Origin of the sequence: Methanothermobacter sp. CaT2 (assembly GCF_000828575.1) — an archaeon.
Lineage (GTDB): Archaea > Methanobacteriota > Methanobacteria > Methanobacteriales > Methanothermobacteraceae > Methanothermobacter.
Window position 1 is genome coordinate 1,009,623 of the sequence record NZ_AP011952.1, and the last position, 20,149, is coordinate 1,029,771.

General features: G+C 47.3%; 11 protein-coding genes and 1 pseudogene. 2 read left to right on the forward strand and 10 right to left on the reverse strand.

Annotated elements, in window-relative coordinates:
• Positions 1 to 132: 132 nt before the first annotated feature.
• From MTCT_RS09590 to MTCT_RS05175, 4 genes and pseudogenes are all read right to left on the reverse strand, one after another.
• A pseudogene (locus tag MTCT_RS09590) lies at positions 133 to 339 on the reverse strand (histidine kinase dimerization/phosphoacceptor domain -containing protein); the annotation flags it as partial.
• An 87-nt stretch (positions 340 to 426) separates the two neighbouring features.
• Positions 427 to 585: a PAS domain-containing protein gene (locus MTCT_RS09510; RefSeq protein ID WP_231855269.1), complete on the reverse strand. Its 159-nt coding sequence runs from the start codon at positions 583 to 585 to the stop codon at positions 427 to 429.
• Positions 586 to 917: 332 nt separating this feature from the next.
• On the reverse strand, positions 918 to 1,667 hold the full coding sequence (locus tag MTCT_RS05170; protein WP_048175699.1) for a peptidylprolyl isomerase: 750 nt from the start codon (positions 1,665 to 1,667) through the stop codon (positions 918 to 920).
• A complete protein-coding gene (locus tag MTCT_RS05175; RefSeq protein WP_048175700.1) occupies positions 1,658 to 2,755 on the reverse strand; it encodes a nucleotidyltransferase family protein in 1,098 nt (365 codons plus the stop codon). Before MTCT_RS05175 ends, MTCT_RS05170 begins: the two co-directional genes overlap by 10 nt.
• A 59-nt stretch (positions 2,756 to 2,814) precedes the next feature.
• Here MTCT_RS05175 and pyrC point away from each other — a divergent pair, with 59 nt between their 5' ends.
• A complete protein-coding gene (gene pyrC / locus MTCT_RS05180) occupies positions 2,815 to 4,110 on the forward strand; it encodes a dihydroorotase (RefSeq protein ID WP_048176640.1) in 1,296 nt (431 codons plus the stop codon).
• Between the two features lie 47 nt (positions 4,111 to 4,157).
• Here pyrC and MTCT_RS05185 read toward each other — a convergent pair whose 3' ends face one another.
• Positions 4,158 to 13,325 carry a DUF11 domain-containing protein gene (locus MTCT_RS05185; RefSeq protein WP_158498096.1) on the reverse strand — a complete coding sequence of 3,056 codons (9,168 nt, stop codon included), beginning with the start codon at positions 13,323 to 13,325 and terminating at the stop codon, positions 4,158 to 4,160.
• A 569-nt stretch (positions 13,326 to 13,894) separates the two neighbouring features.
• Here MTCT_RS05185 and MTCT_RS05190 point away from each other — a divergent pair.
• The gene (locus MTCT_RS05190; RefSeq protein ID WP_048175702.1) at positions 13,895 to 14,074 is read left to right on the forward strand and encodes a CooT family nickel-binding protein; all 180 of its coding nucleotides are present in this window, start codon (positions 13,895 to 13,897) and stop codon (positions 14,072 to 14,074) included.
• 76 nt (positions 14,075 to 14,150) lie between these two features.
• On the opposite strand, the gene mcrA is transcribed toward MTCT_RS05190, so the two are convergent.
• The 5 genes from mcrA to mvhB all read right to left on the reverse strand — a co-directional run bounded on the left by mcrA (position 14,151) and on the right by mvhB (position 20,147).
• Positions 14,151 to 15,812, reverse strand: a complete 1,662-nt coding sequence (gene mcrA / locus MTCT_RS05195) for a coenzyme-B sulfoethylthiotransferase subunit alpha (protein ID WP_048175703.1) — start codon at positions 15,810 to 15,812, stop codon at positions 14,151 to 14,153.
• A complete protein-coding gene (gene mcrG, locus MTCT_RS05200) occupies positions 15,812 to 16,609 on the reverse strand; it encodes a coenzyme-B sulfoethylthiotransferase subunit gamma (RefSeq protein WP_010876754.1) in 798 nt (265 codons plus the stop codon). The genes mcrA and mcrG overlap by 1 nt, the downstream gene beginning before the upstream one ends.
• A 15-nt stretch (positions 16,610 to 16,624) precedes the next feature.
• Entirely contained in the window at positions 16,625 to 17,110 is a 486-nt protein-coding gene (gene mcrD / locus MTCT_RS05205; RefSeq protein WP_369798257.1) for a methyl-coenzyme M reductase operon protein D, read from the reverse strand.
• Between the two features lie 19 nt (positions 17,111 to 17,129).
• Positions 17,130 to 18,461 carry a coenzyme-B sulfoethylthiotransferase subunit beta gene (gene mcrB / locus MTCT_RS05210; RefSeq protein WP_048175705.1) on the reverse strand — a complete coding sequence of 444 codons (1,332 nt, stop codon included), beginning with the start codon at positions 18,459 to 18,461 and terminating at the stop codon, positions 17,130 to 17,132.
• Positions 18,462 to 18,908: 447 nt separating this feature from the next.
• On the reverse strand, positions 18,909 to 20,147 hold the full coding sequence (gene mvhB, locus MTCT_RS05215) for a polyferredoxin protein MvhB (RefSeq protein WP_048175706.1): 1,239 nt from the start codon (positions 20,145 to 20,147) through the stop codon (positions 18,909 to 18,911).
• Positions 20,148 to 20,149 lie beyond the last annotated feature (2 nt).

Sequence of the window (20,149 nt, forward strand, 5' to 3'; positions counted from 1 at the left end):
GCCCAGTGGGGCGGCTGTCTCAATATTGAATTCCACATCAGGCACATCAACCTCAAATTCAGCGGCTGATTGATACATGTCACGGAGGTAGCTTGTGAGGCCTGAGACATGGGACGCGAAGCTGATACTGCTGGAATCGGGGCTGGATAGAAGCATCTCATGGATCACTGCAATGGACTTTATCCTCAGCTGAAGACTCCTCATGATCTCAGCGTGCTCCCGGCTCATTTTGGAGGACTGGATGTTTATCAGACTGGATATTACCTGCAGGTTATTCTTGACACAGTGATGGAGTTCTGCAAGGAGCGTTCTGTTGGCCTCAAGGGGCCTCCTCTGAATTCTTTATATCGGTGAGGTCCTCGAAGATTCCAAGGAATCCGCCCTCGATTCTGGCGATGACCACACGGAGCCACCTTCCCCCCACCCTTACCACGAATTCCCTGTCAGGGCCTGTTCGAGGTCCGGGTGGATATCACCAATCAGCATGGCATCCAGGGAATCGCCATAGAGCCGCTCAATGGCAGGGTTGGATTCAAGTATCCTCCCAGAGGTGTCCATGAGGACAACGCCCACAGGGAGTTCCATGAAGAGTGAGCGGAACTTATGCTCGCTGATCCTCAGTGCCCTCTCCTTATCAGTGAGGGATCTGAGGTATAACCTGAGGAGAAAGTAGAGAAGTAAAGACGTTAAAATTATGAAGAGTGAACCCTTGATAATCGAGATATCCGCAATAAATGAGGGGTTGAAAAATCAGATAATCAGAGGATAGAATCCAGATTATGCTGAAGAGGGCATAGTAGAGTGCTATCCTAAGTGCATCTCCTTCTGGATCCATGTATTGAGTTATGTTTGTGGAAATATAATAAAGTTGGTGACTCTGAGTAGGTCAAAAACAGATTTTTAGAGGTATGAGGGAATTACTCCTCCCCCGCATCCTCAACATCTTCCTCTTCCTCGGGTTCCATGTCCCTCTTTTCGAAGACATCTGCGAATTCGACCTTCTCAACACCCTCGATGTTCTCCCAGATGTCACGGGCTATCCTGAACCTTGCAAGGGTCACGTCCATGTAGGACCTGTTATCGAAGCGGGTCATCTCATCCATATGTATTATAACCTTCCCGTCCTCTATTTTAACCTCTGTCTTGTCTATGTCCATGTTCTGGGAGGGGTAGTGGAGCTGGATCATGCTCTTCACCTTTTCAGCATCATCGGTGATTATCTCCTTAACCTTTAAATCGTATTCAAGGGTTTTCCCTGCCAGTTCATGGTTGAAGTCGACCCTCACACGGCCGCCTGAAACGTTGAGGACCCTGCCCTCATGTCCCTCAACTGTGAGTGTCATTCCAGGGTATGGCTTTATGCCCTGCCTTTTGAACTCGCCCATTGGTATGAGCTGGACAAGTTTGGGGTCCCTGTTACCGAAGGCATCCTCGGGTTCAATCTCAACGTGTTTCTCCTCGCCTTCCTCCATTCCGATTACAGCCTCATCGAGTCCCTTTATGAGGTGTCCGCCGCCAACAACAACGGGTATGGGGCCGAATATCTTCTTTATGCCGAGCCCTGCTTCCCTGGCAACCTCCTCGTATGTTGTGTCAAAGACCTCACCGGTCTCCTTGACCTTACCTGTGAACTCTATTTTTATAAAGTCTCCTTTATTCACTGCCATATCTCTAGCCTCCTATGTGGTATTCTATCTTTAAATTCTTTCAGGATCTGTTTATCCTTAAATCCAAGAATTCGAATTACTGATGGATAATTTTCTATATATTTATGGACCGGTCCCTTATGAATCTTTGCCTCAAGGACAGAGAGTATGCGCTGCCTGTGGTGTCTGCTGAAGGATGATGGTATTGCCTCCTCAACCTCCCTGAGTGTCGTGTAGGGTCTTCCCCTGATGATGGCGGATGCTGTGACCTCATCGATGAGGTTAAGGTCCATTAGTTCGTCCAGGCCGGTTTCACTGGCGTTTCTGATTATCTCATCCTCAAGGCGCATCTCATGGAGGGGTGCCCTTCCAGCTTCAATCTCTTCCCTGAGGACTTCAAGGGTCTCCTCGGGTAACATGCCCGATACCCTCTGAAGGTCCCCATCAGAGACCGCCCTCCGTATCTCGGTACCGCTCACACCACCTATCCTCTCCACGAATATGAACTTCCCCCTGAAGTCAAAACCAGTCTTACCCATGGCCCTTGAGAGTGATGTGATGACATAGTTGTCCTCCTCGAGGGGACCCTCCATGACTGTTTCTCCTGTCTCAAGGTCCACGATCCTGTGGGGCCTCGGGACAACCCTGTGCCCCCCATTTATCCTCCTTAACACCTCATCAAATCCTGGTGTGGGCCGGTAGCCCCTGGGTATCCAGTCGGCGTCCAGGGCCCTGAACATCCCTGCAAGGCACAGTGAGTACTGTCCTGACCCCATAACACCCATGGGTGGACCTTCTACGGCTATGTCTGCACCTGCACGTATGGCTATTGCTGCCCTCGCCTCCCTGGTCATTATGTAGGGCAAACCCCTCCCGTTACGTTCAAGGGGGCCGGGTATCACTGCAACGAAGATTCCTCCAGGCACCCTCCTCTTTGCCTCCATCATGCAGTGCCTGTGTCCCATGTGGAAGGGGGAGTACTCTGTAAAGTCTGCTATGATTTCAGGTTCAGTAGCGTGGTCACCGTACTCAGGCAGTGCCTCCGCGTCGTTCTTAATTATCTGAATGTCCCTTTCCATGATGTTCCTCAGAAAGGATTCCGATGGCATAATATTAATCTTGCTGGGAGATAAATAAGGTTACTTCTAGATGAATGGATGGTGTCGGAATGTTTGATCTTTCACTTGAGAACTGCAGGGTTAACAGGGACCTCACCGTGAATATAGGGGTGGATGATGGGAAGATAGTGCAGATATCCCGTGGAAGGATTGATGCTTCAGAGAGGATTGACCTGAAGGGCTACTTCGTGCTCCCAGGACTCATCGACTCCCACGTGCATTTCAGGGACCCTGGACTGAAGTACAAGGAGGACTTCAGGACTGGTTCAATGGCGGCTGCCCATGGAGGCTTTGCCACAGTCCTTGAAATGCCAAACACGGTTCCCCCGACAGATAATGCTGCTGAATTCCAGAGGAAGATAAGGATTGGTGAAAGGAAGAGTGCTGTTGATTTTGGGCTACACGCCGGTTTCAGAAGTGTTTCAGACGTAAAAGATATCCTCAAGTTCATGCCGGCCTCCTTCAAGGTATTCATGGACCTCACAGGGATCAGTGCAGTTGACGGGCTCTTCAGAGAGCTTAAGAATCTATCATCCCCGGTGCCGGTCACCGTGCACTGCGAGAACAGGGATGTGATCATGGAATCCATGAAGGAGTTAAAGGATAGGAGTGATCCCTCCGCCTATGCCCTTGCAAGACCTCCAATTGCAGAGGAGGTCTCTGTGGCCGAGGTTCTGGCATTATCCATTCACCATGAACACCCTGTGCACATCTGTCATCTGAGCACAGTGAAGGCCCTTCAGCTTGTTGAACCCTTCAGGGAGTACGTGACATGTGAGGTCACACCACACCACCTTCTGCTTGATTCAGGGGCCTTTAGAAGATTTGGGACAATGGTGAAAACAAATCCGCCCCTGAGGCCGCCTGAGAGCCGGGTTTATCCTGAATTCCTTGATAGGATCAATGCCATCGGAACCGATCATGCCCCCCACGGTATCGAGGAAAAGAGGAAGGGTGTCTGGGACGCGCCGCCAGGGATCCCCAACCTTGAGGTTGTACTTAAACTGTTGCTCACCCTCGTCTCCGAGGGGAGGATGTCCCTTTCCACCATACGAAGGATGCTTGCAGAGGAGCCTGCAAGAATCTTCGGGTTGAGGTCCAAGGGGAGGATAAGTGAGGGCATGGATGCCGATTTTACCATAGTTGATCTTAAAGGAACTGGCAGGATCATGTCAGATGAGTTCTACAGTAAAGCCCACTACACCCCCTTTGAGGGTTTCAGTTACACAGGCACACCAGTCATGACCATCGTCAGGGGCAGGGTTGTCATGAGAGATGGGGAAGTGTTTGAGGGTAATGGAAGGTATGTCCCCTCAGAACATGGAAAAGGTTCTGTCAAAGACTGAAAAGGAAAAATTTGAACTTAAAAAAATTTGAATGGGGTATAAACCCCCTATCCATTTCTTTTAAAGTATCCTGCTGCAACAAGGAGTATTCCCAACACCAGCAAAGCCAGTGGTGCTCCTGTTGGTTTCATCGGCACCTTGCCTGGTGAAGGTCCTGGACCCGGTGAGGGTTCTGTGACCTCAATTTCGACCTCTGTTGTGTTGTTACCTGTGCTTGATGAGCCTGAGCTCACCGTTGCCACGTTGATGAATGTGCCGCGCCTTATCATCTGGGCCACTATTTCAAGGACCGCTGTTGAACCCGCTGGCAGGTCACCTATCATCCAGACGCCGGTTACCGGGTTGTATGAACCAACCGTAGCACTGGATGAAACATACCTCATTGAATCGGGTAGCCTGTCAACGACTGTCGTGTTGAGTGCAGTGTCAGGGCCACTGTTTATCACTGTTAATGTGAATTTAACGTTCTGTCCAACACGCACGGCCCTCCTATAAGCCTTCTTAGTTATGTTAAGCTCGGCCCGTGGATTAACTTTCAAAGTCACATTAGCCACATTGTTAGAGGAATCCTGATCATGCGTACTGCTTGAAACATTCGCCACATTCACTATGGTGACATTGCTTCCAGTGACCCTTGCTATGATGTCAAGGGTTGCTATGGCACCACTTGCAAGGTCTCCGACGCTCCAGACCCCATTATCGTATGTTCCCTGCGAAGCAGAGTAACCTAAAAGTTCCAGGCCACTTGGCAGCTGATCCGTCACATTAACTCCTGTTGCATTGTCAGGCCCAAGATTCCTTACGGTTAAGGTGAACTTGACAGTATCCAAGTAGTCGACAGTTGTCTGATTAACTGTCTTGTTTATGGCAAGATCTGCTGCAGCTGGAACATTTATTGTCACATTAGCCACGTTATTTGCGCTGTCCTGGTCGTATTGACCCCCTGTAACATTCGCCACATTCACTATGGTGACATTGCTTCCAGTGACCCTTGCTATGATGTCAAGGGTTGCTATGGCACCACTTGCAAGGTCTCCGACGCTCCAGACCCCATTATCGTATGTTCCCTGCGAAGCAGAGTAACCTAAAAGTTCCAGGCCACTTGGCAGCTGATCCGTCACATTAACTCCTGTTGCATTGTCAGGCCCAAGATTCCTTACGGTTAAGGTGAACTTGACAGTATCCAAGTAGTCGACAGTTGTCTGATTAACTGTCTTGTTTATGGCAAGATCTGCTGCAGCTGGAACATTTATTGTCACATTAGCCACGTTATTTGCGCTGTCCTGGTCGTATTGACCCCCTGTAACATTCGCCACATTCACTATGGTGACATTGCTTCCAGTGACCCTTGCTATGATGTCAAGGGTTGCTATGGCACCACTTGCAAGGTCTCCGACGCTCCAGACCCCATTATCGTATGTTCCCTGCGAAGCAGAGTAACCTAAAAGTTCCAGGCCACTTGGCAGCTGATCCGTCACATTAACTCCTGTTGCATTGTCAGGCCCAAGATTCCTTACGGTTAAGGTGAACTTGACAGTATCCAAGTAGTCGACAGTTGTCTGATTAACTGTCTTGTTTATGGCAAGATCTGCTGCAGCTGGAACATTTATTGTCACATTAGCCACGTTATTTGCGCTGTCCTGGTCGTATTGACCCCCTGTAACATTCGCCACATTCACTATGGTGACATTGCTTCCAGTGACCCTTGCTATGATGTCAAGGGTTGCTATGGCACCACTTGCAAGGTCTCCGACGCTCCAGACCCCATTATCGTATGTTCCCTGCGAAGCAGAGTAACCTAAAAGTTCCAGGCCACTTGGCAGCTGATCCGTCACATTAACTCCTGTTGCATTGTCAGGCCCAAGATTCCTTACGGTTAAGGTGAACTTGACAGTATCCAAGTAGTCGACAGTTGTCTGATTAACTGTCTTGTTTATGGCAAGATCTGCTGCAGCTGGAACATTTATTGTCACATTAGCCACGTTATTTGCGCTGTCCTGGTCGTATTGACCCCCTGTAACATTCGCCACATTCACTATGGTGACATTGCTTCCAGTGACCCTTGCTATGATGTCAAGGGTTGCTATGGCACCACTTGCAAGGTCTCCGACGCTCCAGACCCCATTATCGTATGTTCCCTGCGAAGCAGAGTAACCTAAAAGTTCCAGGCCACTTGGCAGCTGATCCGTCACATTAACTCCTGTTGCATTGTCAGGCCCAAGATTCCTTACGGTTAAGGTGAACTTGACAGTATCCAAGTAGTCGACAGTTGTCTGATTAACTGTCTTGTTTATGGCAAGATCTGCTGCAGCTGGAACATTTATTGTCACATTAGCCACGTTATTTGCGCTGTCCTGGTCGTATTGACCCCCTGTAACATTCGCCACATTCACTATGGTGACATTGCTTCCAGTGACCCTTGCTATGATGTCAAGGGTTGCTATGGCACCACTTGCAAGGTCTCCGACGCTCCAGACCCCATTATCGTATGTTCCCTGCGAAGCAGAGTAACCTAAAAGTTCCAGGCCACTTGGCAGCTGATCCGTCACATTAACTCCTGTTGCATTGTCAGGCCCAAGATTCCTTACGGTTAAGGTGAACTTGACAGTATCCAAGTAGTCGACAGTTGTCTGATTAACCACCTTCACAATTCCAAGATCCGCCGCAGGATCCACTAAGATGGATGCACTGTCCCTGTTATTTGACATGTCGGTATCTGTTTCAGCACCTGATACATCAGCCGTATTTATAAATGAACCTGCATTTATTGCCTTAACTGAGATTCTTAGGGTTGCGCTTTCACCCACTCCCAGTGCACCTATATACCATGTTCCATTTGATTCGTTGTATGTCCCCTGGGTGGATGTAGTGGATATAATGGAGAAACCTGCGGGTATTATATCAAAGACTTTTACAGAGGTGGCCGTGTTCGGACCATTATTTATCACTGTTATTGTAAAGTTGAGGTATTCCCCATTGTATAGCCTGTTTTTATCGGCAACCTTTGTAATGGCAAGGTCGGTTGATGGGAGTGAATTCAGAGTTATTATTGCATTGTTATTATCTGGTTGTGGGTCGTGTTGCATTCCGTTTACATTTGCAAGGTTGAAAAGGGTTCCTGTCTGATTAACCCTTGCCACTATTGTCAGCGTTGCATTTTCCAGGTAGCTGAGAGCACCAACACTCCAGACACCACTTGTCGAATTATAGGTTCCCCTTGATGCGTTATGGGTAATGTAAATAAGACCTGGGGAAAGTGCATCAGATACGGTTACGCCTGTCGCATTGCTTGGTCCCAGGTTCTCAACTGTTATCGTGAAGGTTACTGAATCCCCAAAGAGGGGTGTTGAGTTGTTAACCGTCTTTAATACCCTCAGGTCAGCTGATGGTATTGAGTTTATATAAATTGTCGCGTTATTATTTTCCAGGGCAGGGTCATAGTTTTCTGATGTTGCATTTGCAGCGTTTGTTATCAGTCCATCTGAGACAACCCTTGCCACTATTGTCAGCGTTGCATTTTCCAGGTAGCTGAGAGCACCAACACTCCAGACACCACTTGTCGAATTATAGGTTCCCCTTGAGGCTGTGACGGACTGTAATAGAAGACCATGAGGTAGCCTGTCCTCCACCACGACGTTCACTGCACTGTCAGGACCATTATTCCTCACCAGGACAGTGTATGTTATGGTTTCACCATTGTAGGGGCTTGACCTGTCAACTGTTTTTATAACTGCCAGGTCAGATGCCTTTGGTATTTCCAGTGCGAATGAGTTATTGTTGTTTGTGGTGTTCGTGTCTGCTGTGTTGCTTGTAACATTTGCATAATTTATTATGGTCCCTGTTGCGTTGATGCGGACCGTTATGTTCAGAGTGACCATCTCGTATGGGTTAAGGCTTCCTATACTCCATAACCCTGCATTCTGGTCATATATTCCCCTTGAGGTTGTGTGGCTCAGATATTCAACTCCTGCGGGTAGTTTATCCTCCACCACGACGTTCACTGCACTGTCAGGACCATTATTCCTCACCAGGACAGTGTATGTTATGGTTTCACCATAATTTGGTGATTGTCTGGTTGCATTCTTTCTGATTTCGAGGTCTGTTCCAAGTATGTGGGTGTTGGCAACTGCTGTTCCGGTGTAGATCCTTTCCCCGGCTATTTCACCGGGAAGTGATGTGTAGCTAATATTTACTCTGTTTGTGAGGTTTCTTCCTGCGAGGGATGTGTCATTAGCGACAATGGTCGTGAAGATTATGGTGGCGTTATCTCCAAGGTTGATTGCAGAGCCCCTGTATATTACCCTATCTGGCTGTATTACCAGACTCCATCCGGGTGGAATTGACACTGTTTCAGCATAACTCATTCCAGAGGGTATAATATCCTCAACTGTAATATCATAGGCATTTGATGTGCTTGTTGCATTGTGTCCTATCCTGATGATCCATGTGCATGTTTCCCCCAGGTTAAGGTTGGCGGTTCCGGTTTTCTGGATGTCCAGTTTTGGCTCCACTATTTTTACGGATGATGATGAGGATGGACTTGTTATGGTCTCTGTACCATTGTAGTATGTCACGGTTGCATTGTTTACAAGTATTACATTATTTATGTTCTGTGTGATGTTCAGTACCGTTATATTATAATATATGGTGATGGTCCCGGCTACTGTTGCGTTAACTTCTCCGAAGTTTATTGTCCAGGTGTTTCCTGCTCTGACAGGTGTGGGGTCGGGGTACTGTGCCTGGACGGATGGATCAATGAGGTAGGTGAAGTTTGATGCCTCTAAACCAGTAGGTATCATATCCATGACTGTAAGGTTCCCTGTTCTACCTTTGGGGATCCATATTACCATCTTATGTGTCAGGGTGTTTCCTATTGGGCTTTCCTTAAGGCTCGAGTTATCAAGGAATAATTTGTTTATGGAAGGGGGTGTTGAGTTTATTGTTATGGTTGATGTCGCCCTTAGGTTGTTTATTCCACCTTCCCCTGTTCTTTCACCGGTTACGGTTCCTGGATATCCTGGAGTGGTGTCATTGGTTCCTTGGGGTCCAGGGAGACTTGTAGCCCTGACCTCCAGGGTGTTAGGTATGTTTGAACCGAATATGGTGTCTTCCCGCAGGTCTGCCGTTAATGTTATGTTGACACTCTGCCCCTGGAGAAGACGGTCAATGTAGGCCGTTAAATTGTTACCTGTCAGGTTGTAGGTCACGTTTATTGAGGGGTTACTCTTTGTTACTGTGATGTCCCTTATGTTCGTGAACCATGGATCCAGAAGGTCTGTGACATTTAAATCATAAAGTGGAGCTACGTTTGACCCTGCGGTGTTACCTATTGTGAGGGTGAATTTTACTGATCCGCCACCATCTACTACTGTCTGGTTGCTTGTCTTGTTAACGTAGAGGGAGGGTAGTCTCACTGTAAGACCCGGGGCTGTTGATGATGTGTTTAGATTAGTTCCGGCATCGTTCCTGTAATCAAGGTAGGCCGTATTTGATATAGTTCTTCCTGCAGTGTTGTTGCCGTTATTTTTAACTACAACCTGTATTAAGAGCCTTATTGTCTCATTTGAACCTGTTGGATTGTTGTTTGTGATATTTCCAAGGTAGAAAAGCAGCGGGTTTGTCCCGGTTTCTGTTATGCTCTCAAAGTTTCCCAGTCCTGCCTGGGTGAATGTGAATACATCTGAAGTTATGTTTCCACTGCTTCTGCTTATGAGTGATCTTCCTGTTATGTATTCAATGTACCTTGCATCTATGGGGTCCCTTACTGTCACATCAGCTGTTACACCTGCGGGGATTGTTATATCAATCCTGTAGGTTACGACTTCCCCTATGATCACGTTGTTCCCTGTGGAGTCAGGTTCTGATGTTGCATTAACAGTCTTTGATATGGCTGGTGCAACTGTTCTTAATGTTGTTGTGGCATATGTATTATAGACCCTTTTATCTGCATCTGGTGTTGTTGATGGGTCTAATGAATCATATGTTAAATTTACGATGTTGGGGAATGTTGAATTTGATCGGATATTATCATTTAGCACTACACTGAATTCGAAGATAACCGTTTGATTGGCATTTATTGTGCCGCCTCTGTATTCAACTGTACCGTTACTGTAGCTGTATGTGAAACCTGCTGGTGTTGTAACCGCATTTACTGTTGACAGGTTGAATACAGTTGAGTTAAGAACATCACTAACTGTTATGTTATATGCTGGTGATAGACCATTATTGGTAACATTGAAACGTACAGTAACTGTCTGTCTTCCCCTTGCAGGATTTGGTGTTACTGTCTTTGTGATGTTGAGCAGTGGCTGCAGTATACTGAAATCATAAGTGCTGGTTAGAGGGGAACCAGAATTTCCATACCAGTCAAGTTTTACATTATTTGTTCTTGATATTTTTGGGATGTGCGGATTTAAAGAACTGTTTTCAACTGTTAAATTAATATTGATCCTGAATGAATCTGTACTGTTATTGTTATCTGTGAATACTGTTGTTGTGCCATTGAACAGGAAGGTTATGTTATTACCATTTATGGTCACAGCTAAGGGGGGTAAGGTACCATTGAATCCAGCTGTGTCTACCTGGTACCCATCATATCTCAGACCAGGGGGTAATATTTCAGTTACCGTAAGGTTACTGATCTCACCCTCAGGAAGTTTTATGGTGACCTCGAAGGTCCCCTGCTCACCGATGGTGAGGTTGCTGCCAGATGTCCCGGGTTCAGTGCTTGAAATCAGATCCTTCCTTACCTCTGGGGACGCTATGATTACGGTCGCATTATCCTCATATAGTGACTGGTCAGAAACAAAATTTGGGCCTCCAGGTGTCGACGCGTAGTATGTGATTCTGGCCGTGTTGATAAGGGCCTCCCTTGGATTTGCATCGGCAGAGATCCTCGCCGTATATTTTATTATTATTGTGTCATTACCGCCTGGAGCGTTATCCCCGCCAGGAATCATGCCTATTACTATTCCTGTCGTGAAAAGGTCGCCGGTATAGGCCACAGGGTTTCCATCAGCGTCCATTACACTAATAAGTACTGGATAAGTTAATTTGGGGGGCAGGTTGTCCCTCACCGTTACGTTATATGCGTTCCAGTGCCCTGTGTTCTCTATTATTATATTATATGTTATGATGTCCCCTGCATCTGCACCTGTAAGATCCCCCTTTGGATCTATGGTTCCTGACCCAGTGGTGCCGTTGACCCTCTTATCGAGTGTGAGTTCTGGCTCCTGGGTTAAAATCTGCTGTATCGCGGTATCTGAAAATGATTCGCAGGGGCTGTTATAATAAACAACATACATCTGATTTGTTAAGTATAACTCATCTGCAAAGGGTTCGTCTGTAGCTGTTACGGTGAACAGGATATGGACTATCCGTTCAGTCTGGTCCGTACTGTTAAATGACCCGTATTTAAATCGGATCATGTTGTTTGATGTGTCTACTTCTATATCAGGTAATCTGCCGAGGTAAGCTGATAAGGTATCATCGGATGCTATTCTCCATTCCCCTGCACCGGGCGGGGTGTCTCCCTGAGATATACTTGTAGTTACCTGATCAGCCCTGAAGAAGGGTACCGGGAGGAAATCAGATACTGTGAAGTTACAGAGGTTTGTTGTTGGTACACTTACCCTTAGTGAAAATGTTACATTATCCCCTGGCCTTACAGGATATGGCGGAGTTATACCCATGTCACCATTTATTGCGTAGATTTCCTTACGGATTGTTGGCAGGTTTATGGTGACACCTGCCCCGCTGCCATCAGCCACCCTGTGATCATTGTGGGTTAGTTTGGCCTCAACATCCACACTGTTGGATGTGGAATCCCCTGATTTGAGGTTAGGATGGCCTGGCGGATAATTTGAGGGGTCCTCATATGCTATGTCAATTACCGTCCTGAATGTTATTGAACCTGTTGTGGCGCCCCGGTTACTGCTCCTGTTGGTATATAGTCCGCCTGTAAGGTTACCGGACAATCCAGAGTTTACCAGCTGATCTGAAACCCTGAATACTATTATCCACTTTCCTGTGGCATTATCGTGATACACATGATAATTCTCCGGGTCAAATGGTATGTTCAGGGTGTTACCTGCTTCTGTTATGACAAGTATCGGTGTGAAGCCTTCGAGGAAGGACTGTCCGTCTCCAACGGTATCGTTTATTATTATGTCCTTTATCTGGAAGTAATCTGATAACTGGAAGTTAATAATGTACTGGAGAATATCTGATGGACGTATATAACCCCCGTTTAGGTCGGTTACTGATTTCTGTATTGCAAGTGATTTGAGGTAAACCGTATAATTAGATGCTGATGATACATCCGTACCGTTATAGGATCCTTTTCCCTGTACATTATTGGTGGCGTTCACATGAGAGCCCGTATTGGGATCAAGGACACTTAATGTGTTATTATCGAATTCTGGAGCATATACCCGGTACTTTATTGTTCTATCAGTGCCCAGTGCACCGGTTACTGAAGTGAAAGCTATTGTAATGTTTCCTCCGGGTATTGCAGTGGATGGCAGGTTGATGTTCTGACCACCCGCATTATCGATCAGCGCCATGAACTGCAGATTAGCCGGCAGGTAATCTGTTATTGTCAGGTTCTGCAGTGTGGCGCCATCTGCCACATCAACATCTATTACAAAGTCAAAGGGATAATTAGGACCGGTGGCTGTCTCATCCTCATGAAGTATGGCCCTTTTATTCACTTTAAGGACGGTGGGTTTTATGCTCGCCTGCTGAGTCTCACCGTATACAGGGGGATCAGTTGATGGGTCGTCGAGGGGGTTATTGCCGAACCTGAATATGGGTCTCGCCGTTATATTTAATGGGGTGCCGAGGCTTGCATTCAGCGCCATTTTCATGTTTGCTGTTATGGTTGCTGGTGGCTGGTCAGGGGCAAAGCTTCCGAAGGGGTACTCGATGATTATCAGGCGATAGCCTGGGTTTCCTGTGGTGGTGTTTCTTGTGAGGGGGTTTAAAAGTTCTCCTGAGGAGGGGAATATTCCTGCATCAACCACATTCACAGGGAAGCCCATGTAATTTGCATTGACGAAGCTTATCTCGGGGGGTAATATGAGCTCAACTATCGGTCCAAATCCGGGTGTTGTGGCATTGTTATCAAAGGTAAGGCTTACCTGAAAGTTCTCATTTATGAATGCCTCTAAGGGCGCTGTTATGGTCACAGCTGGCTGGCCAAGGGTAAAATTCATGTTAATTGTATCTTTACCGGTTTTTATGGATTTAAAAGATTCAAGGTGTCCCGGGAACTTTACAACCACGCTTAAATTCAGATCTTCAGGCACATGAAGAACATAATTACCATCTGCATCTGTTAGATTGGATGCTGAAAAGTTAGAATTATATGCTGTTACATTGGCTCCTGAAATGGTGCCATTACCTTTACAGTCAAAAACTGTTCCATAAATCCTAGTTACTTCTGAAGAATTATCATACGCTACATTTGCCCCTATAAGGGAGAAGAAAACCGACAAAAGTATAATGTTAGTCAGTATCCTTGTGCTTTTATCCATTGATTCCCTCCCAAACGTGTATTGTAATATGTCTTTGTGGGTCCCAATAGATAAATATTGCGTTAAGTAGTCCAGCCATGCTGTGGTGGGGCCCAGGAGCTTTATTAAGACCTTAAGAGTTCAGGGTTCCATGGCGGCTGGAGAGATGGTTACTGTAATCCATGAAAAAGAACATGATTAATAATGAAAAAATTTATATTGTATAAATAATATACTCTCCAACTCAATATGAAGTGTGGTGAAAGCATATGTGTGAATCAAGCCTCTACTCAGAAGGTGGAGACCTCCTCATGGAGGACGTTATATTCATTGAGGTCCTTGAAGATGGGATCAGGGCAACTGACATACTGGACTCTGTAAAGGAGTTCCAGGGAAAAATAACAAGGATAGACCTTGACAAACACAGAATCTATATTGAAACAGATTAGTGTATTGGAACTGAAAAACAATAACGGGAATCTAATTTTATTCCTTTTTTGAAAAAAGAAAAATTTTCTGCTGGAATTATTTTCCAGCTGGTATGATGAGGTCCCTTTCTCCCTCTGGCATGAACTCCCTGAGGGCACCTGCTGCAATTGACTTCCTTGGTGATGTGAAGTCAAAGGAAAGGTCCTTATCTGCAAATGCAACCTTTATGAGTGGGTTTGTGCAGAAGGCGTCTCCCCTTGCAGCGTGTGGTGCCTGGGCTATACCGGCGTACTCTGGCTGGTGACCCACGTTCATGGCGTAGTTTGGATAGTTAGGTCCGCGGAGTTCGTGTATGAGACCCTCGTCGCTCCTGATTGAGAGGGAGTTGGATGCACCGCACTGGTCCTGCAGGTCGTATCCGTAGAATCCAAGCCTGCTGTGGGCCTCCTTGTGGAGTATCTGGCTGAGGTACCATCCGTTGATACCTGCATTTGAGTTTCCTGTTGCGAAGGCTGTGGAACATCCTGCTGCTGCAGCTGCAACAGCTGCCCTCTGTGATCCTCCGAAGTGGTCCTCCAGGAGGGTGGGGTATTCCTCATACTGTTCAAGTGAGTACAGTGTGACCTCTGTGGATATGTCGCGCACAACATCCATTGTAGGTTTTGTTCCGCAGATTCCGTACTTGTCATCAACGTACTCCATACCGTAGTATACGAAGTCGTCGAGGATGTCGTCGGTGTAGGATGCTGTTGCGTACTGGGTGAAACCCACACCACCTGACATGTATGAGCCGAGCCAGACCTGGTCGTAGAGTGCTGCTGCACCTGCGATGACCTCAAGTGATATCTTCGCAGGGTCATCTGAAACCCTTGAAGCCTGGACTATGTCTGCGAATGTTCCGAAGGCAACTCCACCGGGCTCGTTTGGTCCCCTTGCCCTCCTTGCAGGCATTATTGTACCCATCTCTATAACGTCGGCGTGTTTTGCAGCGTATGAGAAGTCAGCGATTGCTGCTTCACCCGCACAGAGCTTGTATGCTGATATGAAGCTCATACCGATCTGCATTGCAGACCATCGTGATACTGTACCACCGTCACAGGTCCTCACGACTATTGTTGGAACCCTGTTGACCTGGTATGTCCTGTTGCCGATGTAGCTCTTGAGCTGTTCGGCCTGTTCCTCAGGGAACTCCTTGTTTATGTCTATGAGTATCCTCTTGTCCAGTTCATCTGCCAGGTTGTCGTCACCTGTGAAGATCTTGGCGTAACAGTCCTCAACGAGTCCAGGGTGTACCTCAACCATGTGCTCCTGTACGACGGCACCGCCGGGGAGGGCGTGGTTGATTGCCTCCATGTACTCGTTTATTGTCTCAGGGGTCACCTCAACACCGAGCCTCTTCTCAAGGACAGCGTGTGCTGTGTCCATACCCACGATGACTGTCCTCTTTATGTCGTCCACCATCTGCTGGATGGCTGCGTTGTTGACGAAGTGGAGGTCGTCACCCTCAACGTAGGCGTCTGTGCCTGATACGCGGTAGGCCATGAGTTTCCTCTGACCCAGGGGCACACCGATGTCAGGGTTGTAGAATGGTATTCCTCCCCTCTTCTCAGCTGCCTTCTTGGCGTACTCTGTGAATTCCTTTTTACGTGCGGACTGTTCCCATCCGCCGAAGCAGTAGAAGTTTGTGTATTTTTCGTCGGGGTCTTCCCCCTCAAACTTCTTCTTTAAAGCTGTAAGGAATAGTTTCTTTTCATCCATTAATCATCACCTAGCCTTTTTCTTAGGTCATCCTTGAATACGTCCATACCGAAACCGCCCATGGTACGGCCGGTGTGTATGTTTTCAACAACTTCAATTGCCTCTTTATCATCCCTCATGGCGATGTTGTCCTTCCTGTAGATTGTGGTGATCTTCTTGAGTTCATCTTCGCCGAGGGGCTGACCCATGTCCACAGGTTCATCGAGGGGCCTTCCGACCTGGTCCTTAACGTATACCACGTGCCCCTTCTCTTCATCGAAGACGTACCTCTGGAGGGCGTCGAACATGAGACCATTTTCATCGAGTCGGAGGGAGTGTCCGTGGACTGTTGCACCCCTTATACCTGTTGTTGCAGGGTCGAAGAGTTCTGTTTCCACGAGTTCCTTGGATACACCCTCAAGGTCGAGTTCCCTCATCTCGATGACCTGTCTTCCTGATAGTGTACCTGTGTCGACACCACGGTATCTCCACATGTAGGTCCTTGCCCTGTCGTAGGGCTGGGCCGGGGCGTTGTACATGGAGTCTGCGAACTGGATGTACCTTACCCTGACACCTTCCTTTGCACCCTGTATGGGTTCAACCATGTCCCTTACTATATCCTCTTCGAAGTCCATCTCATCGAGTGGTGGGTGCACGGATTTGTAGCTCTCACCAGGGTTCCTGTGCCCCAGGACCTTGACCAGGTCCTCATCTGATACTTCCCTTAATTTACGGAATTCGTAATCAGGGTCCATGTGTTTTCTTCTGTTTTCAGCTATCTGGGTTTCTCCAGGAGTGTACTGGGCTTTGTAAGACATTTCATAACCTCACAATCATTTTATGTTAATAACGGTGTCCTTCATCCTTGAACTGGGATCCACCATGCCGATTACCCTTGGATCGATCTTTTCCTCAAATTTAAGTCCGTATTTAAGGTAATCGGAGATGGTTATGTCCTTCTTTGTGAAGGCACCTATGAATACCTTATAGGAGCAGGGGAGCACTTCATCCAGGATTTCCTCGATTGTTTCCATCTTCTCCTCCAGGGCCTCCGGGAGTATGCCCACAATGATCTCTCCGACCTTCACCCGGAGTTCAACCTCCTCTCCGCGGACTTTTATCTTCCGCCGGTCGCTGTGGTTAACCTCTGTTCCCCTTGCGGGGCCATAGTATACCCTGTCAGGTATGGATGGTCCATGGACCAGCACCCTTACTATGCCCTCAAGTTCATAGATTCTGTTAAGAAGAGTCTCAACGGTCTCTGGTTTCAGCAGCCGCTGGGGGAAGATCTTAACATCGATGAATCCTGTTTCTGGCATCATGACTCCCCATTTTAACCTATAACTGGTCCTTTATCTCTGCAGCACCTTTTGCAACGTTAACTATTGGTTCTCTGAAGTAGTCTATTTCGCTGTAAACAGATCCTATGAGTCCTGATGTCTTCTCCACTGAGAACATCTGTGTCCCTGCGTCAAGGCACATTGCTGCGGCCACACATGGTAGAGCAAATCCTTTACTGTGCCTTGTAACGACGTGGTTTCCGTGGAATATACCTGGTCCACCTCCACCATAGATGGAGTGGCTGAAGAATGAGAATCCTACTGCGGTACCCATTGCCCTTCCGAAGTCCACACCTGGAAGTCCTGTCTCGTATTCGAGTATGTCGTTGTAGTAGAGTACTGTTGATGCAACACCCTGGGCTGCCCTTGCTGCTCCAACATTGACTATTGTTGCTGCAAGGAGACCTGTTGCTGCGTATGCGTTCCATAGAGCCCAGTCGGCTGGTTCGTACATCTTGTAGCCTGATTTCATTTCACTGGCCACTTTGATGACCTTGTCCTCTATGGCCCTTTCAACGAGGGATGCTATGACTGTACCCACTGTTCCCTTACCGTTCTCCTTAACAAGGTCAAATAGGAGGTTGTTTGCGTTGAGTCCCTGGTATGCAAGTCCAAGGAGGTGCATCCTTTCGAATGCTCCGACTGCGTCACCTGTTTCGAACATTGCTGTCTGTTCGAGTATGGATGATAGTGCTGATGCGTTGAGTGTGTTCTTCCTTGTGATGGCCACGACGTGGTTTGCCATTATGTTCCTTAGACCGTATCCGAGACCCTCCAGGAGTACTGGTGGTCCCAGGAGTGTTGAGAGGTTGGCTCCTGTGAAGTCAACTGTCTGTGGGTATCTTCCCATGACAGCGGTTTTGACTGCGTTTGCATCGAACATGTCCACGTCGAATTCGTCTATTATTGCCTGTACAACTGCAGCTCCTGTGACCAGGGCTGAGACGGTGTAGTCTGCAGCCACACCCATCCTTGTTGTTGGGACCTGTACGAGGATCTGCTGGCCGTTGTTTATGAGGCGGATGTTTGTGTCGTCGTCTTCAGAGGTCTGAACAAGTTTTTTAACCTTTTCAGCTATTGCCTCTGCGTTTTCAACTATTGGCAGTTCAACTTCCCTTCCAGGGATGAAGTTGGACTTTCCGCCGAGGGCTGCCTTCTTGAGGCTTCCCTCTATCCCTGCCAGGTTCACTGCAACTGACCTTTTCACGTCGCTTACCAGGTTTGCTATTGTCGGGTTTTTAAGGGGGCTTACTGCTTCAAGAGGAACGTCTTCCTCCAGGAGCTTACCATCTGCCCCGTAGAGATCTATTCTGTCTTCATACATTGGCATGGTATTCACACCTCTTGTTTTATTTATTTATTAATAAAATTTATTATTTTATTAATAAAATTGATGGGGTTATGGGATTTTCAGCGATAATCCATGGGAATGGTCACCTCATTCAGGAGCTATCCATCACCAATGTCTCGAAATGGACCTTCAGGTTATACCGAAGTTCATCCTCCAACCTCCAGAGCACAGCTCATTATAGAACAAGCCATACTGCACATGTCGTTATTATCCAGTATTAATCTGGATATAACCGCTTATGCTTCAGTTTTTTGACATCTATGACTCTATTGAATAAGAAAAAAGGATAATATAAATGTTTTCAAAAGGAAAAAAAGAAAAATTTTAAATATGAAAAATCATTTTTCATAAAAATATTATCTAAAATAATAACAGGGTCTGTGAAAAGGGAAAACCTGCATGTGAAAACAAAAAAAGAGGAGGGGGTTATTTGAGTGACAGTGCACCCTTAGGACAGGCGGGTATGCACTGGTCACAGAGTATGCAGAACCCTTTAAGTGGAACCTTCTCATCGGTGAGTTTCAGCATGTCGTAGGGGCATGCTTCAATACAGTCACCGCACTGGTCACAGAGGGCAGGGTTGTACTGCACCCTCTTCCTCTTGACAACCTCACCATCAACGACCTTGTCCATATCAACAAGGCTAAGTGCGCCCTTAGGACAGGCCATTGTACATGCACCGCAGCGGGTACACATGGCAAAGGATGGTTCCTCATCAACCTTTTCATTGTCCGGGACCTTCATGCCCTCCTTAGTAACCACCCTTATGGCGTCGTTGGGGCATATGTTGGCGCATGCGCCTATGAAGTCACATTTCTCCTCATCCCAGACAAGGCCCTCTTCACTTGCAGGTTTAGCAGGGCCCAGTTCCACTTCAAGGTCTATGGCGTCAACAGGACAGAGCTGTTCACATAGACCGCATGCCGTACAGATGGCTGGCAGTTCAACAGTGAGGCTGGATGCCCTTGGAACTATGAAGTCACCGGGACATGCCTCGACACATGTGTTACATCCTATACATGTATCTGCATCCAGCTCGAACTTCTTGATCTCCTTGGCCCTCTTCTCTGGCTTCCTGCCTGATATATAGACGGCATTCCATGGACAGGTCTGTGCGCAGACACCACACTTTATACAGGTGTCCTCATCAATCTCTATGACACCGCCGACCTTATCAAGGGTTATGGCGTCCACTGGACACTCAGGGACACACATTCCACAGCCCACACAGTCGGCTATGAATACTGGTCCCTCAATTTCCAGTTCAACCTTTGCTGGTTCCTTAATGCCCTCAACACCTATAACCCCCACAGGGCATATGTCAACGCACTTCTGGCACATGACACAGAATCCCTGAAGTGGGACCTTCTTGGCCTTTCCCTCGTCGAGTTTGAGGATCTGTGGAGGGCAGACCTCCACGCAGTCCCCGCACTCGTTACACTTATCAGGGTTGAAGACTATCCTGCCCTGTGTGTTACCTGCCTCGTCAACCACCAGGTCCTCAAGTTTGAGGGCGCCTGTGGGGCATATGTCAACACACTTTGGTTCACCGCCGCAGATGTCACAGTATATGACATCCTCAGGTGTTACCTCAATGGCTGCGGTTGGGCAGGTCCCCTGGCAGGCACCACACCTTATGCAGTCCTCTTTATTGACAACTATCATTT

Coding starts and splice junctions, on each gene's coding strand:
- MTCT_RS09510 (WP_231855269.1), bottom strand. CDS start 585: ATGGAACTCCCTGTGGGCGTTGTCCTCATGGACACCTCTGGGAGGATA.
- MTCT_RS05170 (WP_048175699.1), bottom strand. CDS start 1,667: ATGGCAGTGAATAAAGGAGACTTTATAAAAATAGAGTTCACAGGTAAG.
- MTCT_RS05175 (WP_048175700.1), bottom strand. CDS start 2,755: ATGCCATCGGAATCCTTTCTGAGGAACATCATGGAAAGGGACATTCAG.
- pyrC (WP_048176640.1), top strand. CDS start 2,815: ATGTTTGATCTTTCACTTGAGAACTGCAGGGTTAACAGGGACCTCACC.
- MTCT_RS05185 (WP_158498096.1), bottom strand. CDS start 13,325: ATGAATTTTACCCTTGGCCAGCCAGCTGTGACCATAACAGCGCCCTTA.
- MTCT_RS05190 (WP_048175702.1), top strand. CDS start 13,895: ATGTGTGAATCAAGCCTCTACTCAGAAGGTGGAGACCTCCTCATGGAG.
- mcrA (WP_048175703.1), bottom strand. CDS start 15,812: ATGGATGAAAAGAAACTATTCCTTACAGCTTTAAAGAAGAAGTTTGAG.
- mcrG (WP_010876754.1), bottom strand. CDS start 16,609: ATGTCTTACAAAGCCCAGTACACTCCTGGAGAAACCCAGATAGCTGAA.
- mcrD (WP_369798257.1), bottom strand. CDS start 17,110: ATGCCAGAAACAGGATTCATCGATGTTAAGATCTTCCCCCAGCGGCTG.
- mcrB (WP_048175705.1), bottom strand. CDS start 18,461: ATGCCAATGTATGAAGACAGAATAGATCTCTACGGGGCAGATGGTAAG.
- mvhB (WP_048175706.1), bottom strand. CDS start 20,147: ATGATAGTTGTCAATAAAGAGGACTGCATAAGGTGTGGTGCCTGCCAG.